Annotated in this window: 14 protein-coding genes; 6 read left to right on the top strand and 8 right to left on the bottom strand. The window is 41.1% G+C overall.

The features are described from left to right. Positions 1 to 137: 137 nt before the first annotated feature. Positions 138 to 1,547 (bottom strand): glutamate--ammonia ligase, encoded by a 1,410-nt coding sequence (glnA, locus tag AACV01_RS16955; RefSeq protein WP_004246801.1) that lies wholly within the window; start codon positions 1,545 to 1,547, stop codon positions 138 to 140. A 359-nt stretch (positions 1,548 to 1,906) separates the two neighbouring features. Here glnA and typA point away from each other — a divergent pair, with 359 nt between their 5' ends. From typA to rluF, 5 genes are all read left to right on the top strand, one after another. Further along, a complete protein-coding gene (typA, locus tag AACV01_RS16950) occupies positions 1,907 to 3,742 on the top strand; it encodes a ribosome-dependent GTPase TypA (protein ID WP_004246802.1) in 1,836 nt (611 codons plus the stop codon). A 292-nt stretch (positions 3,743 to 4,034) separates the two neighbouring features. Continuing rightward, positions 4,035 to 4,652, top strand: a complete 618-nt coding sequence (gene yihX / locus AACV01_RS16945) for a glucose-1-phosphatase (RefSeq protein WP_004246809.1) — start codon at positions 4,035 to 4,037, stop codon at positions 4,650 to 4,652. Between the two features lie 79 nt (positions 4,653 to 4,731). Next, entirely contained in the window at positions 4,732 to 5,169 is a 438-nt protein-coding gene (dtd, locus tag AACV01_RS16940; RefSeq protein WP_161682206.1) for a D-aminoacyl-tRNA deacylase, read from the top strand. A gap of 23 nt (positions 5,170 to 5,192) precedes the next feature. Continuing rightward, positions 5,193 to 6,107: a fatty acid biosynthesis protein FabY gene (gene fabY / locus AACV01_RS16935; RefSeq protein WP_161682204.1), complete on the top strand. Its 915-nt coding sequence runs from the start codon at positions 5,193 to 5,195 to the stop codon at positions 6,105 to 6,107. 175 nt (positions 6,108 to 6,282) lie between these two features. Next, positions 6,283 to 7,161 carry a 23S rRNA pseudouridine(2604) synthase RluF gene (rluF, locus tag AACV01_RS16930; RefSeq protein ID WP_004246812.1) on the top strand — a complete coding sequence of 293 codons (879 nt, stop codon included), beginning with the start codon at positions 6,283 to 6,285 and terminating at the stop codon, positions 7,159 to 7,161. An 87-nt stretch (positions 7,162 to 7,248) separates the two neighbouring features. On the opposite strand, the gene AACV01_RS16925 is transcribed toward rluF, so the two are convergent. The 3 genes from AACV01_RS16925 to AACV01_RS16915 all read right to left on the bottom strand — a co-directional run bounded on the left by AACV01_RS16925 (position 7,249) and on the right by AACV01_RS16915 (position 10,897). After that, on the bottom strand, positions 7,249 to 7,488 hold the full coding sequence (locus AACV01_RS16925) for a hypothetical protein (protein ID WP_004246813.1): 240 nt from the start codon (positions 7,486 to 7,488) through the stop codon (positions 7,249 to 7,251). 83 nt (positions 7,489 to 7,571) lie between these two features. Continuing rightward, a complete protein-coding gene (locus AACV01_RS16920; RefSeq protein ID WP_161682202.1) occupies positions 7,572 to 9,260 on the bottom strand; it encodes an AsmA family protein in 1,689 nt (562 codons plus the stop codon). A 245-nt stretch (positions 9,261 to 9,505) separates the two neighbouring features. Then, positions 9,506 to 10,897 carry a uracil-xanthine permease family protein gene (locus AACV01_RS16915; RefSeq protein WP_020946395.1) on the bottom strand — a complete coding sequence of 464 codons (1,392 nt, stop codon included), beginning with the start codon at positions 10,895 to 10,897 and terminating at the stop codon, positions 9,506 to 9,508. Between the two features lie 242 nt (positions 10,898 to 11,139). On the opposite strand from AACV01_RS16915, the gene gltS reads away from it, so the two are divergent. After that, positions 11,140 to 12,354 carry a sodium/glutamate symporter gene (gltS, locus tag AACV01_RS16910; protein ID WP_004246816.1) on the top strand — a complete coding sequence of 405 codons (1,215 nt, stop codon included), beginning with the start codon at positions 11,140 to 11,142 and terminating at the stop codon, positions 12,352 to 12,354. Positions 12,355 to 12,462: 108 nt separating this feature from the next. Here the strand turns inward: gltS and recG are convergent, their stop codons facing one another. The 4 genes from recG to rpoZ are packed head-to-tail and all read right to left on the bottom strand — an operon-like array spanning position 12,463 to position 17,711. After that, entirely contained in the window at positions 12,463 to 14,550 is a 2,088-nt protein-coding gene (gene recG / locus AACV01_RS16905) for an ATP-dependent DNA helicase RecG (RefSeq protein ID WP_020946394.1), read from the bottom strand. Between the two features lie 7 nt (positions 14,551 to 14,557). After that, on the bottom strand, positions 14,558 to 15,277 hold the full coding sequence (trmH, locus tag AACV01_RS16900) for a tRNA (guanosine(18)-2'-O)-methyltransferase TrmH (RefSeq protein ID WP_004246818.1): 720 nt from the start codon (positions 15,275 to 15,277) through the stop codon (positions 14,558 to 14,560). A gap of 2 nt (positions 15,278 to 15,279) precedes the next feature. Next, positions 15,280 to 17,406: a bifunctional GTP diphosphokinase/guanosine-3',5'-bis pyrophosphate 3'-pyrophosphohydrolase gene (gene spoT, locus AACV01_RS16895; RefSeq protein WP_004246819.1), complete on the bottom strand. Its 2,127-nt coding sequence runs from the start codon at positions 17,404 to 17,406 to the stop codon at positions 15,280 to 15,282. 29 nt (positions 17,407 to 17,435) lie between these two features. Beyond that, on the bottom strand, positions 17,436 to 17,711 hold the full coding sequence (gene rpoZ / locus AACV01_RS16890; protein ID WP_004246820.1) for a DNA-directed RNA polymerase subunit omega: 276 nt from the start codon (positions 17,709 to 17,711) through the stop codon (positions 17,436 to 17,438). Between the last annotated feature and the right edge of the window lie 14 nt (positions 17,712 to 17,725).

Below are 17,725 nucleotides of genomic sequence, written 5' to 3'. Positions count from 1 at the left end.
TTTTTCATAAATGAACAGATGCGTAATTTATTAACAGATGCCTCATTAGAGAGAAAAGAGCCCATCCGAAGATGGGCAAAATAGCTTCACGGCAACAAAAAAATCATAAGCAAAGTAAGTACTTTAACTATTGTGCGTTACGCACTGTAATACATTTCAAATTCAAGTGGATGTGGTGCCATACGAACACGCTGCACATCAGTACGTAATAGCTCAAGATAAGCGTCTAAAGCATCATCAGTGAATACACCGCCACGGGTTAAGAATTCACGGTCATTATCAAGGGCATTGAGCGCCTCTTCTAATGAACCTGCCACTGTTGGGATCTCTTTAGCTTCTTCTGGGGGTAAGTCATAGAGGTTTTTATCCATGGCATCACCTGGGTGAATTTTATTGATAATACCATCAAGACCCGCCATTAATTGAGCTGCAAATGCAAGGTAAGGGTTAGCTAAAGGATCTGGGAAACGCACTTCGATACGGCGTGCTTTCATGCTAGCGACTACCGGAATACGAATGGATGCTGAGCGGTTACGGGCAGAATAAGCCAGCATAACAGGGGCTTCAAATCCCGGCACTAAGCGTTTATATGAGTTAGTGGTTGGGTTAGTAAATGCGTTTAATGCACGAGCATGTTTGATAATACCACCGATGTAATACAGCGCCATTTCAGATAATCCGCCATATTTATCACCAGCAAATAAATTGACACCATTTTTAGACAGTGACATGTGGCAGTGCATACCTGAGCCATTATCACCCACTAAAGGTTTTGGCATAAAGGTCGCGGTTTTACCAAATACGTTAGCGACGTTTTGTACTACGTATTTATAAATTTGAGTTTCATCTGCTTTTTTGGTCATGGTATTAAAGCGGGTTGCCACTTCATTTTGACCTGCAGTTGCGACTTCGTGGTGGTGTGCTTCAACCACTAAGCCCATCTCTTCCATGATATTACACATGGTCGAGCGAATATCTTGTGAGGAATCAACCGGAGGGAGAGGGAAGTAACCTCCTTTTACCATTGGGCGATGACCTTTGTTACCTTCTTCATATTGTGTATTGGTATTCCATGCTGCTTCAATATCATTGATGGCATAAGAAGCACCAGAGATATCATTTTTAAAACGAATATCATCAAAAAGGAAGAATTCAGGTTCAGGGCCAAATAGGACGGTGTCAGCGATACCACTTGATTTTAAGTAGTCTTCTGCACGTTTTGAGATAGAGCGCGGGTCACGATCGTAACCTTGCATAGTGCCTGGCTCTAAAACATCACAACGAATAATTAATGTTGGATCTTGGAAAAATGGGTCAAGCATCGCTGTTGTAGCATCAGGCATTAGCACCATATCTGATTCATTAATGCCTTTCCAACCACCAATAGAGGAGCCGTCGAACATTTTTCCTTCTTCAAAGAAATCATCGTTAACTTGATGCGCCGGAATAGTAATATGTTGTTCTTTACCGCGGGTATCAGTGAAACGTAAGTCAATATATCTAACTTTATGTTCTTCAATCATGGATAACACATGTTCAAGGGACATAGTAACTCTCCTGGCGAATGGTTTTATTAAGTGCAGTGGCCTTACACATTTTTCGGTGAATTTTTTGCTCACCTAAATTCTATTGCGAAAAGCATGCCAACTTATCTAAAAAGGGATATATACTGTATTGATGAAGTTTAGTGTAGAATATCCCCCGTGATTTTTTAATTATTGCACAAATTTGGTGCAAATTAAGTCTGAATGATTGCACAATTTTGGTGCAATCGGTGCAAGACGACTTATTTCTGAGGCGTGAAAAGGATCACAATTCAATTAATTGCATATTGTTAAGCAATCATTATTGTGATCTTGTTTAGTCTCTCGTCTAAAGCGTGTACAATAACACGCTTATTTCTACAATGCCTGAGGCAAATTTTGTGATCGAAAACTTGCGTAATATCGCCATCATCGCCCACGTTGACCATGGTAAAACTACTATTGTCGATAAATTACTACAGCAATCTGGCACGTTCGGTGAACGTGAAACCGTTGCTGAGCGCGTGATGGACTCTAATGATCTCGAAAGAGAGCGCGGAATTACTATTCTTGCGAAAAATACAGCGATTAAATGGAATGACTATCGTATTAATATCGTAGATACCCCAGGACACGCCGACTTCGGTGGTGAGGTAGAACGCGTTATGTCTATGGTAGACAGCGTTCTATTGCTGGTTGACGCGATGGATGGCCCAATGCCACAAACTCGCTTTGTGACACAAAAAGCGTTTGCTAACAACTTAAAACCTATCGTTGTTATCAACAAAGTTGACCGTCCAGGTGCACGCCCTGACTGGGTTGTTGATCAGGTCTTTGATCTGTTTGTTAACTTAGGTGCGACTGACGAACAACTGGATTTCCCAATTATCTATGCATCAGCATTAAATGGTATTGCGGGAACAGATTATAATGACATGGCTGATGATATGACTCCATTATATGAAGCTATCGTCAAATATGTAGAGCCGCCAAAAGTCGATCTGGAGGGGACCTTCCAGATGCAGATTTCTCAGTTAGATTATAATAACTATCTGGGTGTTATTGGTATTGGCCGTATTAAGCGCGGTAAAGTAAAACCTAATCAACAAGTGACTATCATCGATAGCGAAGGTAATACCCGCAACGGTAAAGTAGGTAAAGTATTAGGCCATTTAGGCTTAGAGCGTATCGATGTTGACGTTGCAGAAGCTGGCGACATCATTGCGATTACAGGTTTAGGTGAATTAAATATTTCTGATACGATTTGCGAAGTAGGTGCTGTGGAAGCATTACCTGCATTAGCCGTTGATGAGCCTACTGTTAGCATGTATTTCTGTGTTAATACATCACCATTCTGTGGTCGTGAAGGTAAGTTTGTTACTTCTCGTCAGATTTTAGATCGTCTGAAAAAAGAGTTAGTTCATAACGTAGCACTGCGTGTTGAAGAGACTGAAGATCCAGATGCATTCCGTGTATCAGGTCGTGGTGAATTACACCTATCAGTACTGATTGAAAATATGCGCCGTGAAGGTTACGAATTAGCTGTATCTCGTCCGAAAGTTATCTTCCGCGAGATTGATGGTCGTAAACAAGAGCCTTTCGAACAAGTCACTATCGATATTGAAGAGCAGCACCAAGGTGATGTGATGCAAGCGATGGGTGAGCGTAAAGGTGAAATGCGCGACATGCAACCAGATGGTAAAGGACGTGTACGTTTAGACTACATTATCCCTAGCCGTGGTTTAATTGGCTTCCGTACTGAGTTTATGACGATGACATCAGGTACTGGTTTACTGTACGCAACATTCAGTCATTATGACGATGTGCGCCCAGGTGAAATCGGTCGTCGTAATAATGGTGTGATGATCTCTAATGGTCAGGGTAAAGCCGTTGCTTACGCGCTATATAGCTTACAAGATCGTGGTAAGTTATTTGTTACTCATGGTGCAGAAGTTTATGAAGGCCAAGTTATTGGTATTCATACTCGCTCTAATGACTTAACAGTAAACTGCTTAACAGGTAAAAAACTGACAAATATGCGTGCTTCTGGTACGGATGAAGCGACAACGCTGACGCCACATATCAAGCAAACATTAGAACAAGCATTAGAGTTTATTGATGATGATGAATTAGTGGAAGTGACTCCACAATCTATTCGTTTACGTAAACGTCATCTTTCAGAAAACGATCGTCGTCGTGCTTATCGTAGCAAAGACTAATTTGTTATTCTGATAATATAATTCTTAGGGCGCGTTAAGCGCCCTGAGTTTATATGGACTATTTATCTATTAATAATTTCAGATACTCTTATTGTTACCGCATTCTTTACCGTATTTTTACTAACCCTATCTTTTCTATTTTTCTTTTTTAACCTATTTCCCTTTGTAACTAGTTCTATTCGATATTTTTCAAAAAATTAGGTGTGAATATGGTATTTTTTATCGTTTAAGCCTATTCACTCAAGCAATTTATGATTAAAGTAAAACGAGTTTTCTATTATGGAGAGAATTTATGCTTTATATCTTTGATATGGGTAATGTGATTATCGATATTGATTTCAATCGTGTTTTTGCCGTGTGGAGTAAACTCAGTGGGGTTCCATTAGCCAGTATAAAAGATAATTTTACGACTGGGGAAACCTTTAAATTACACGAACGAGGCAATATTACGGATATAGAATTTGCAGAAGCTGTCTGTGCTGAGCTTGGTATTGGACTGAGTTTTGAACAGTTTGCGGAAGGATGGCAGGCTATTTTTATCGCTGTTCGCCCAGAAGTCATAGATATAATGAATAAGCTAAGAGAGCAAGGTCATCGTGTGGTGGTATTGTCAAATACTAATCGATTACATCAAGATTATTGGCCTCAGCACTATCCTGAAATCGCCGCTTCAGCGGACTTTCTCTATTTATCCCAAGATATCGGTATGAGAAAGCCAGATCCTGAAGTGTATAAATATGTGCTACAGTCCGAAGGCGTTGAAGCACAAGATGCTGTCTTCTTTGACGATTTACAAACCAATGTCGATGCAGCCATTGCGTTAGGTATTCAAGGCGTTCATGTCGTAGATAAAAATACGGTTGTTGAATACTTTAAAGATCATGATTTTACTCTCCCAGTAACAGAATAACGTTATAATAGGATAACAATTAATTGAATTTGTTATCCTTTTTTATAAACACATATTCGGTGTTAATCAGGAATACAGTATGATTGCGTTAATCCAAAGAGTGACACAAGCGAAAGTCGATATTGCCGGTGTGACTGTTGGCGCCATTAATCACGGCTTACTCGTGCTATTAGGAGTAGAAAAAGACGATAACCAACAGAAAGCAAAAAGATTGTGTGAAAAAGTGTGTGGTTATCGTATTTTCGGTGATGAAAATGACAAAATGAATCTGAATGTACAACAAGCAGGTGGTAGCCTATTAGTCGTATCGCAATTTACACTCGCTGCTGAAACCCAAAAAGGGATGAGACCGGGTTTTTCTAACGGAGCGCCTCCTGAAATGGCTGAAAATTTATATCACTATTTTGTTGAGCAGTGTAAGCAACAAGGTTTAGAAACCCAAACAGGGCAATTTGCCGCCGATATGCAGGTCACCCTGACTAATGATGGCCCAGTGACATTCTGGTTGCAGGTCTAGTTGAATTATAATAGGAGCTTACTATGTATCATTTACGAACCCCTAAGACGCAAACAGAATTAGCAGCTTATTATACTTTTCGTTGGGAAATGCTTCGTAAACCGTTACATCAGCCCGAAGGCTCCGAAAAAGATGGTTATGATACCTTAGCGCATCACCAGATGGTGGTTGATGACAGTGGGCAACCCGTTGCTATTGGTCGTCTCTATATAAATGCCGATAATGAAGGTGCAATCCGCTTTATGGCGGTACGTGAGGATGCTCAAGGTAAAGGATTAGGCTCTTTAGTTGCCATGGCGTTAGAGTCTTTAGCTCGCCAAGAAGGGGTAAAGCGTATTGTTTGTAGCGCCAGAGAAGAGTCTGTTCGTTTCTTTGAAAAATTAGGTTATGAGAATTGTGGTTTAGTCACAGGCCCTCAAACTACCCCGATCAAACATTACTTTATGAAAAAAAGTATTGAATCATTAGATGATATTCTCCATCGTCCTGATTGGTGCGCGGAGTTGCAAAAACAGTGGCATCAGCATATTCCCCTAAGTGAAAAAATGGGGTTACGTATTACGCAATATACGGGCACCCGTTTTTATACCACGATCCCTGAATCCGGTAATCAAAACCCACACCATACTATTTTTGCTGGTAGCCAGTTTTCTTTAGCAACACTGACCGGTTGGGGGCTGATTTGGTTGTTAATGCAAGAGCATAAACTGCAAGGCGATATTGTGCTGGTGGATGCGCATATTCGTTATCGAAAACCAGTCGCAGGTCGGCCGTCAGCCGTTGCTGATATGGAAAATTTAAGTGGTGATTTAGGACGATTAGCGAAAGGAAGCAAAGCACGTATTAAGTTAGATGTTGATATTTGTGGTGATGAAGGAACGGGGGCGGTTTTTAGCGGCACTTACATTGTGTTACCCTCACAAAATAAACAGTGCTAAATAATAAATCTCTATTTAATTGAAAATTAAGTTATTTATTGTTTTTATCTCTCTTTTTTTCTACCTTTTTCTTATCATGGAAATGGGGAGTGAGAAATCTCTGCTTTAGTGTCTACCTAATAGTGTTTCTATCGTCACTTAATTGAGGTATATTCCGCAGTTTACGGAGGGAAGCATGGACACCAATTTATCTACTCGTCTTAATAAATATATCAGTGAAAGCGGTATCTGTTCACGTCGTGAAGCCGACCGTTATATCGAGCAAGGTCTGGTTCTTATCAATGGTAAGCGCGCAGGCATTGGCGATCGCGTAACGGCTGGCGATGAAGTGAAAGTGAATGGACGATTAATTGAAGCGCAAGATAATTCTGAGCTGGTGTTGATCGCACTGAATAAACCTGTAGGTATCGTCAGTACCACAGATGAAGGTGAGAAAGATAATATTGTTGATTATGTTAACCATAGCACCCGTGTTTTCCCAATTGGTCGTTTAGATAAAGATTCTCAGGGACTGATTTTTTTGACTAACCATGGTGATCTGGTCAATAAAATCTTACGGGCGGGTAACTCCCATGAAAAAGAGTATTTGGTCACGGTTGATAAACCCATTACTGATGAATTTATTCGCGGTATGGGGGCGGGTGTTCCTATTCTGGGACAAAAAACCAAGAAATGTAAGGTGAAAAAAGAAGCCGCAATGGTATTTCGTATCACCTTAGTACAAGGTCTAAACCGTCAAATTCGTCGTATGTGTGAATATTTTGGTTATGAAGTTACCAAGCTTGAACGTATCCGTATTATGAATGTTAGTTTGGCGGGATTACCTGTCGGGGAATGGCGTGACTTAACGGATGATGAGCTGATAAAGCTATTTGATGCTATTGAAGCATCAAGCTCTGAAGCCCCTAAACAGAAGCAAAATAAACCTAAGAAACAGATAAGTAGTAATGCGAAAGCGTTAGGGATCCATATTCCGAAAACAAAAGCCAAAGAGACGGAAAATAATACGCGTAAACGCTTTGCACAACCGGGGCGTAAAAAGAAAAAACGTTAGTTTGTTTCTTTTATCATTCTGAGTTAAATAAGCGCCTATAGCGGGAGAAATTAGCGCTTATCCCGCTTTATTCCTTAGTGCAATCAATCACTCTAAATCCAGTTCATCGAGTTTCTTTTGGCGACGTTCAAGTACAATGGCGGCTAATTCTGCATCCATAATACGCCCCATTAGCGTGTCATAATCCTGTTTTGATAGGCAATAAAATAACGGAGTTTGGTTATTATCACACACTTCGACACTACTACTATTTTCAAGTGCGGTTAAGGGTGCTTGCTGAAATTCATCAAGAGTGATTGTTGGCAGGGAAAAATTGTCATCAGACATGAAAACTCCGCAATAAGAAAATAGAAAGAGTCTGCATTGTAACGCTTTTTGCAGCAGGCGCAATCTATGCGCCTGCTAAACCATTAAAAGGATAAATTATTTATTATCTCGCCGTCTTGCATCCTGTCATCGATAGGCGTTTGGTCATCTTTTTTACCTATTAATGTACCATTTAAGGTCGGTATAACAGCGTCAGCGGCTAAGTTACCTTTCAGTTTTAAGGTAAATTGTCCTGTTTCATCGGTAGGTTGCGATAATTTCCAACCCATATTATTAGGCAAAGAGAGGGGCACATTCAGCCCATTGACGATAAGAGAAAATAGTCTTTGGTTATTGTTTTGTTCTAATGCAGCAGAGCCACGCACGATGCCTTTATCTACGAAAGCAGAAAACTGTGGAATAATGGCAGTATCTTGTTGTGTCATTAATGTTAGGTCAGGGCGGCGAAGCTCTACGCCATTTAATGTACCACTATCAGCACTTAACGTCGCGGTGCCTTGCCATAATCCCCATTGCCCATCTTTGGCGATGATTAAATTTTTCAGTTGGCCTGTTAGGCCGGTAAATTGAAAAGGAAAGAGGGGATTAATATCAATGAGGATAGATTGGTTTAATGATAACTGCTTAATATTGATACTCTTCACATCTTGCTCAATAGGTTTAGCAAAGAAGGAGAGCCATTGCTCAGGTAGGGTATATAAAATACCTGAGAGTGTTGCATCTTCAATATTTAAAGTCTTTGTCTCGCTGTTCCATTGTCCTGCTAGTTTTATTAGCCCTTTTTCATAGCGTAAGCTTAAATTATCTATGTTAAATAAATTATCTTGCTGATTTAACTTAGCGATCACATCAGTGACATGTTGATTTTTATACACAATATCATCGGTGTTTAGCTCACCGGATGTCAGTGATAGGCCATTATTCCACGCAACTTGAGAAAACTGCCCAGCAAATCCACTTATTGCCCACTGTTTCCCTTCGGCAGTAAAATCAACAATGTTCAATTGCTTGATAGTCATTGCAGGAGATTGACTTAATGATTGTTGTAACTCTTCTAAGGTTTTTGTGGATTGCCAACGCAGTCCGGTTAAGTAAACATCATTAAGTTGCCATTGGTTATCTTGATATTGGCCTGATAAAGAGAGTGAGCCATTAAGGAACTGGGTGGCTAATTTTTCAATCAAAATACGATTTGGTTGATATTCGCCAGCAACAATAAAATTATTAAAGCTATTTTTTCCTATCATGCCATCAGCAATGGAAAACTGAAAATGCCCCGCACCAATAGGATCGGTCGAGGTAGGTTTCCAAGGTGTGATACCTCCCGTTATTTTGTTAGCGCTAAAGGTGAATGTTGTGCTAGATGTTGGCATGCTATCTAACTGCATATTTTTAAACTGGAGAATATCTGCACTAACAGGAAGGGGAGCTATTTTATTAGCTAAAATAATTTTACCATTCTCTAAAGTAATTTTTTGCAGATGGGACGGCATAGTAAAAAATTGCCAGTTAAATCTAAGTTGTGCTGATTGGGCTAATACGGCGGTTTTATCTTGTTTGGGGTTAATGGACAGATCATAAACAACAATTTGTTCTGGTTGAGTTAAATCATGTTCAATACCGGAAAAGCGAATGTCATAATCACTATACTGTGTTAACCATTCACTGGTTTTTTGCGCACCCCATTGTGTTTGAAGAAAGGCATAAATCACAATAATAAATAAAATAACGATAAGTATCAGAGATACCAAACTTTTTATCAGCCAGCGCATAACCTTTCTCCTGTTTTATACTCCATCAAAACATCATACAGTTATGCCTGAAAATTGACTTTTGCTCAAGTATTCATCAATAAAAGAGTAATTATGACATTCTCTTTTATCTAGCCGATATTCTTGCCTAAAAGTAAATAATAATTTTATTGCCTTAAGTAATAATTAAATAATGTTATTAATCAATTTATTAAATGCGCTATTCCGAGCAAAGAGTGAAATAGCGCCGGATTGTGTTTCAGCTATTATTTTTCGGGTGGAAAAATCAGGTTTAAAATAATAGCGGTTAGACCGCCTGCAGCAATACCGGATGACAGTAATGTTTTTAGCCAATCTGGTGCAAACTGTAATATTTGAGGTTGCTGTGATACCCCAAGTCCTACGGCCAAAGAGATGGCGAGGATCATAATAGCACGACGATTTAGTGCCTCTTTAGAGACGATACGCACCCCAGATGCAGCGATAGTACCAAACATAACAAGCGTTGCCCCCCCTAGTACAGGTTCAGGAATTCGTTGTACAAATTCTGCCACAGAGGGAAATAACCCTAAAATAATCAACATGGCTGCTACGACATAGCCCACATAGCGACTTGCCACACCTGTTAATTGAATAACGCCGTTATTTTGCCCAAAACAGGAGTTTGGAAAGGTATTAAAAAACGCAGAAACCATAGAGTTCAATCCATTTGCTAATACGCCCCCTTTAATGCGTTTCATATAAAGTGGCCCACTGACGGGTTGTTCTGAAACATCTGAGGTGGCAGTAATATCACCAATGGTTTCTAATGAGGTGATCATAAACACCAGCATTAGTGGGATAAGTAAATGCCAATCAAATGAGAGGCCATAATAGAAAGGTTCTGGTACGGTGATAATCGGTGTTTCTTGTTGTTCAGGCGGTGTAGGTAGCATATCTAGCCACCATGCCAAAATATAACCGACAGCCATAGCAATCACTAAAGAAGCGACACGTAAATAAGGGTTTCTTTGACGGTTAAGTAAAATAATAACCACTAATACCGAACCCGCTAATAAAAGGTTTTTAGGTGAGCCAAAGGTGTTACTTTCAATAGCGGCGTAACCACCACCAATAGAAGTAAGCCCAACTTGAATTAAAGAAAGGCCGATAATCATCACCACAATTCCTGATACCAATGGTGTGATAATCCGGCGAGCTAAATGTAAAAAACGCGATAATAGCACTTCGGTAAGTGAAGCAACCATTAAAGTGCCAAATAGAGCCGCCATCATTGTTGGAATATCCGCGCCACCATTTTTTAATGCCAATCCCCCCATAATCAGAGGAGCCACAAAATTAAAACTGGTGCCTTGAATTGATAATAAACCTGAACCTACGGGACCCCAAGCTCGAATTTGGATCAGTGATGCAATACCTGAGGCGAATAATGACATGCTGATAATGCGTTGAGTGTCATGTGTAGGTAATCCTAATGCTTGGCAAATTAAGATAGCAGGGGTTATTACGGCGACAAACATGGCTAATAGATGCTGACAAGCCGCAAATAGTGTTTGTGGTAATGGGGGCTTTTCTTCTAAAGCGAATAGAAGCTCACTCGTTTTTTGGGGCGAAATCTGACTACTTTGTGACAAATTACGATTTTCTGAAGTAACCATGATGTGAATTTCTTATCTGGCAAAAAGCGTATTTTAATGATCTGCGCCACAAAAGCAATCGTTTGCGTAAAATTGATGTTATCAAAATGCATAAGAGGCGCTCACATTTTTATATGTTTTAACTTGTGTTTATCGTCGTTTTTTTTTCTAATCGGGGTATACCTGCTTTTGGCGTTGTTCATGGATGAACTTAGCGTCGTAGTTTTTTTATACAAAATTAACAAATAAGACGGGGTACATAAATGTATCATCTCGATGTTTATGGCACGCTAGTCGCGGCCACTTTGGTTCTTTTACTCGGACGTAAGTTAGTGAAATCTGTTCCTTTTTTAGAACGGTATACGATCCCAGAACCCGTTGCAGGTGGGTTACTTGTTGCAGCTCTTTTACTTGCATTAAAATCATTTATGGACTGGGAAATTAGCTTTGATCTCTCCTTAAAAGATCCACTGATGCTCGCTTTTTTTGCAACAATTGGTTTAAACGCGAACCTTGCCAGCTTAAAAGCGGGAGGAAAAGCGCTGTTTATTTTTGTGTTTGTGGTCGTTGGATTACTTTTAGTTCAAAACACAGTAGGTATTGCATTAGCAGAAATGCTAGGCCTTGATCCTCTTATGGGATTATTAGCCGGTTCTATTACCTTATCAGGTGGTCATGGAACGGGTGCCGCTTGGGGGAAAACATTCGTTGAAAGCTACGGCTTTATGAGTGCCTCTGAAGTGGCTATGGCTTGTGCAACCTTTGGTTTAGTGTTAGGTGGATTAATTGGTGGCCCTGTTGCGCGTTATTTAATTCGTAACATTCCAACCCCTGGCGCAGGCAGTGATGATCATGAAATGCCTACAGCCTTTGAGAAACCCGCTACGGGGAGAATGATCACTTCAATGGTGTTATTGGAAACCATTGCGATGATCTCTATCTGTTTAATGGCAGGGACTTTCTTATCTCAGTTACTAGAAGGTACGGCTTTCTCATTACCTACCTTTGTGTGTGTACTGTTCATTGGCGTTATTTTAAGTAATAGTCTATCAATGCTCGGTTTTTATCGTGTATTTGATAGAGCCGTTTCTGTTTTAGGTAACGTTAGCTTATCGTTATTTTTAGCGATGGCGCTGATGAGCTTAAAATTATGGGAGCTGGCATCACTGGCAATACCTATGTTGGTTATTCTCGGTGTTCAAGCGGCAGTAATGGCATTGTATGCAATTTTTGTCACTTTCCGTGTTATGGGTAAAAATTATGATGCGGCAATTTTGGCAGCGGGTCACTGTGGCTTCGGTTTAGGCGCTACGCCAACGGCTATCGCTAATATGCAAGCTGTGACAGATCGTTTTGGTCCTTCTCATCTTGCATTCTTAGTAGTTCCGATGGTCGGTGCATTCTTTATTGATATAGTGAATGCGATAGTGATCAAATTGTATCTGATGCTACCATTCTTTACGCCTATAGCAGGGTGATGACAGTGTTCATCTAGTTCGAATGAGAACGGCACAGATAAGTCTGTGCCGTTTTTTATTACAGTATTAAGCCCTCAAGTGCGCTCTAAGCCATTTAAACGGTGTCGTTTAAGCTTGGCTATATTGGGTCTTTGCAGGTAGCCAGCGTTCGATTAACGCTTGCGAATGCTTAGGATAATGTTGATGTAAATAACGAGCAATACGTTGTACTTCTGGAATAAGCGCCTGATCGCGTAATAAGTCTGCGACTTTAAATTGTGCATTGCCCGTCTGCTTAGTTCCTAATAGTTCACCTGGTCCTCTTATCTCGAGATCTTTTTGTGCAATAACAAAGCCATCATTACTGTCTCTGAGCACTTGTAAACGTAAACGAGCAGTTTGAGTTAACGGCGTTTTATATAATAAGACACAATGGGAAGCCACAGCACCTCGACCAACACGCCCTCGTAGCTGATGTAATTGTGCAAGACCTAATCGTTCAGGGTTATCAATGATCATTAAACTGGCATTAGGTACATCTACTCCGACTTCTATCACGGTCGTTGCGACCAAAAGCTGTAGTTTGTTTTCTTTAAAGTCGGTCATCACCGCCTGTTTTTCTGCCGGCTTCATTCGACCATGAACCAATCCAATCTTGATTTCCGGTAAGGCAATTGTCAGCTCATCATAAATAACTTGTGCTGCTTGTGCTTCAAGGACTTCGGAGTCTTCAATTAACGTACAAACCCAATAGGCTTGGCGATTTTCTTCGCTACAAGCCACCCTGATACGTTCAATGATGTCATTTCGCCGAGTGTCAGGGATAGCCACTGTCGTTACTGGGGTTCTACCAGGAGGTAGCTCATCGATAATGGAGGTATCCATATCCGCGTAAGCGGTCATCGCCAGTGTTCGAGGAATGGGGGTTGCGGTCATCACCAATTGGTGTGGATGAAAGCCTTGCTCTTCGCCTTTTTTCCATAACGCAAGGCGTTGATGTACCCCAAAGCGATGTTGTTCATCAATAATGACTAATGCGAGAGAGTGAAACTTAACTTGCTCTTGAAAAATGGCGTGAGTGCCAATAATGATGGAAACCTCGCCATTAGCTATTGCATTTTGTTGTGCTTCTCGCGCTTTACCTTTTTGTTTGCCAGCCAACCACCCCACTTGAATACCAAAAGGCTCAAACCATTTTCTAAAGGTGAGGGCATGTTGCTCCGCTAGTAACTCAGTGGGCGCCATTAAAGCCACTTGTTTACCATTGGCTATCGCTCTTAATGCACTTAGTGCAGCAACTAAGGTTTTACCTGAGCCAACATCCCCTTGAATTAGGCGCATCATAGGATAATTTTTTTCTAGATCTTGCTCTATTTCATTGACGACGCGCTGTTGTGCTGTGGTGGGTGTAAAGGGCAATGTTGCAAGAAATTGTTCACGTAATGTTGAGCCATGTGGCATTAATAAGGGTTCTGCACGATAAGATTGTGCTCCTGCCCGAGCATTAAGCATACCTAAGTTATGCGCCAATAATTCTTCAATAATCAGCCGTTTTTGTGCAGGATGTTGCCCCTTTTCAAGTTCAGCAAACGCAATATCAGGGGGAGGATTATGTAAGGTTCGTAACGCGGTAGCGAGTGGCGGTAAACCATAAATAAATTGATCAGGAAGCAGTTCATTAATGGCACAAGTATCAAGTAAGGTTAAGGCTTGTTCTATTAATTTACGCAACGATGTCTGGCGTAAGCCTTCTGTTGTTGAATAAATAGGGGTAAGCGTTTCTTGTAACTTAACTTCTGAGCCAGCCACTTTAATTTTGTATTCGGGGTGAATAATTTCAGGGCCTCGACTTCCTCGTTTTATTTCACCATAAGCGATAACTTGCTTACCCTGAGCAAGATTATTTTTCATGGCTGCCGTGAAGTTAAAGAAGCGTAAGGTTAAAATACCTGAACCATCAGAAATTTGGCAGGTCATCATTTTTCGACGACCAAAATTTACTTCAGTTCTTAAGATTTCACCGGAAACAGTGGCTGGAATACCAGGAAGTAGATCGCTGATGGCATACAGATGGGTTTGATCTTCATAGCGTAAAGGAAGATGAAGCAATAAGTCTTCCACAGTGACTAACCCTATTTTGGCCAGTTTATCTGCCTGACTTGCACCTACGCCGTGAAGAGTGGTTAAGGGGATTGCATCAAGCAGTTTTCCTTTCATGGGAAAGTTACTCCGTCAGTTTAAATTTCCTAAGTTGTTTTTGTGTCATTTGCATTTCTGCCCACCATGAGTCCGGTGCTTCAATTTCACCACGATCATTAATATAAGGGCGAGGCAGTCCTTTACGACGAGAAACTTCAGCAAGTACTGGATAGCCACCTTCAAAGAGTAAAATTTGTTGCTCTTCTGCAGTTAATGCACTTTCGGTTCGATTATACATGCCCGCCGCCTGACGTTGGCGTTGTGCTTCATATAAAATTAATGCACTCGCCACAGAAACATTCAAAGATTGCACCATACCCATCATCGGTACAATGATATCTTGATCGGCCAGCGCGATAGCTTCTGGTGATATACCGGTTTTTTCTTGCCCCATAATAATACAGGTTGGTTGTGTGTAATCAATCTCACGAAAATCAACCGCTTTATCTGAGAGATGGGTCGCAAGAACTTGCATGCCCTGTGCACGAAAAGTGTTGATGGCGTCGGCAATGGTTGGATGAGTGTTAACATTTACCCAGCTATTACTGCCCGCTGCGGGAGAAACCAGCATACGCATTTTTTCTTCAGGCCAGATAGCATGGATTTTAGGGATCCCCACCGCGTCCGCAGTGCGTATTACAGCAGCAACATTATGAGATTTATGCACTTCTTCAAGGCAAACAGTGAGATCAGGTTGCCGCATCGCCATCATTTGGCAGATGCGGGCATAGCGTGTTGGATTCATAATTAGTTTTTATTACGGCTGACACGTAATACATCAGGCATGATACGAAGTTTACGCATAATATTGGCTAATTGGATGCGATCTTTGGCTGTCAGTCGAATAAATGCACAATAGACGCGTCCATCTTTCTCTTCGGTATTCATGCTCTGAATGCTTGAATTAGCGTCATTAATTGCTGCGGTTAAATTCGCTAATGCACCTTGATGGTTTATCATATCGACTTTGATTTCGGTAATAAAATCACCATCAATATCTTTATCCCACTCAACTGGCATGAATTTTTCTGGCTCTTTTTGATAACCGCGAATATTACGACAAGATTCGTGGTGAATAACTAAGCCTTTACCAGGGCTAATGTGCGCAACAATAGGATCACCAGGAATAGGACGACAACATTTAGCAAATGAGATAAGTACACCATCAGCCCCTTTAATAGGTAATTTAGGTGTTTCGTCATTGGTTATGCTTAGATGTGTGTGTTCTTCTTGTTGTTGGTTGTCAATCAATAAGTTACGCGCTACGACAACACTCATCGCATTACCTAAACCTATCTCAGCCATAATATCATCCATTGAGTGAAGCTTCATGCGCTTCAACTCTCGTTCAATATTTTCTAGCGGAATATCTGCCACTTTATGATGGCCTAAAGCGTGATTAAGTAGACGACGACCTAAATTAATAGAGTCTTCACGTTTTAGATTTTTGAGCAACTGTCTTATCTTTGAACGAGCTCTTGAACTGACGACAAAGTTTAACCAAGCCGCATTCGGTCTTGCACCCGGCGCAGTAATGATTTCAACGGTCTGTCCGGTACGTAAAGACTGTGAGAGTGGATAAGGTTGTCTATCAACCCTTGCACCGACACAAGCATGACCAATATCAGTATGAACGGCGTAAGCAAAATCAACCGGAGTCGCACCCGTTGGTAATTCAACAATGCGACCTTCTGGGGTGAAAACGTAAATTTCATCAGGAAAAAGGTCTGATTTCACGTTTTCGATAAATTCAAAAGAGCTACCTGCACTTTGTTGCAATTCAAGTAAACTTTGCATCCAACGTTGTGCTCTGACTTGGGCTGTTGTCCCCGGCTGCTCACCTTGCTCTTTATAAGCCCAATGGGCCGCAACGCCCATTTCAGCCATTTGATCCATATCTTCGGTGCGAATTTGTACTTCAACAGGGACACCATGAGGACCAATGAGCGAAGTGTGAAGGGATTGATAGCCATTAGCTTTGGGGATAGCAATATAGTCTTTAACACGGCCAGGGCGAGGTTTATAAAGGCTATGCATTTGGCCTAACACGCGATAGCAGGTATCGACATCTTTAACGATGACGCGAAAGGCATAAATATCCATAATCGAGTGAAAACGTTGTTCTTTTAGCAACATTTTACGATAAATGGAATAAAGGTGTTTTTCGCGACCGTTAACTTTGCATTGAATACTCGCTTCTGTAAGGCGCCCTTCAATTTCAGAGAGGATTTTATTAATCATCTCTTTACGGTTACCACGAGCTGCCTTAACAACTTCTTTAATCACGCGGTAGCGATTAGGATGCAGAGCCTCAAAGCCTAATTCTTCTAGCTCAGTTTTAATATGGTGTATACCTAAACGGTGAGCAAGAGGACTATAAATTTCCAGCGTTTCGCGTGCAATACGGCGACGTTTATCTGGGCGTAGTGACCCCAGCGTGCGCATATTGTGAGTTCGGTCTGCCAATTTGATCAAAATAACGCGAATGTCTTTTACCATCGCCATGATCATTTTGCGAAAGTTTTCAGCCTGAGCCTCTTTTTTATCTCGAAACTTTAATTTATCCAGTTTTGAGACGCCTTCAACCAGATCTGCCACCGTACTGCCAAACAGAGTTTCGATATCTTTAAATGTCGCAGGTGTATCTTCAATGACATCATGCAACAATGCCGCCATTAGCGTTTGATGATCTAATCGCATATCGGCAAGAATACAGGCAACCGCCACAGGGTGAGTAATATAAGGCTCACCACTTGAACGAGTCTGTCCCTCGTGGGCATCTCTGGCGACGATAAAGGCTTTTTTGAGTTGTTCAACTTGCTCAGGTGGCAAGTATTTTTGAACGATTTGATTCAGGCTTTCAAACAGGTACAAGGCAGACCTACCCCTATTTTATGAGACGATTAACGACGACCTTCCGCAATCGCTGAAACCGCTTGTAATTCTGCGGCTTCTTGCTCTTGCTGCTCTTGACGTTCACGAGCATCAAGAATTTTACCGTTAATCAAACCTTCTTCGATTTCGCGTAGTGCGATAACCGTCATTTTATCATTTTCTTCTGGTACTAAAGGATCTTTAGCGCCAACTTGTAACTGGCGCGCACGACGTGCTGCGACCAGAACGAGGTCAAAACGGTTACCAATTTTCTCTACAGCGTCTTGAACGGTTACGCGTGCCATATTTGTGTTACTCC

Origin of the sequence: Proteus sp. G2609 (assembly GCF_963896135.1) — a bacterium.
Lineage (GTDB): Bacteria > Pseudomonadota > Gammaproteobacteria > Enterobacterales > Enterobacteriaceae > Proteus > Proteus mirabilis.
The sequence above is the reverse complement of the archived record's forward strand: the minus strand, read 5'-3'. Positions and strand labels throughout refer to the sequence as shown.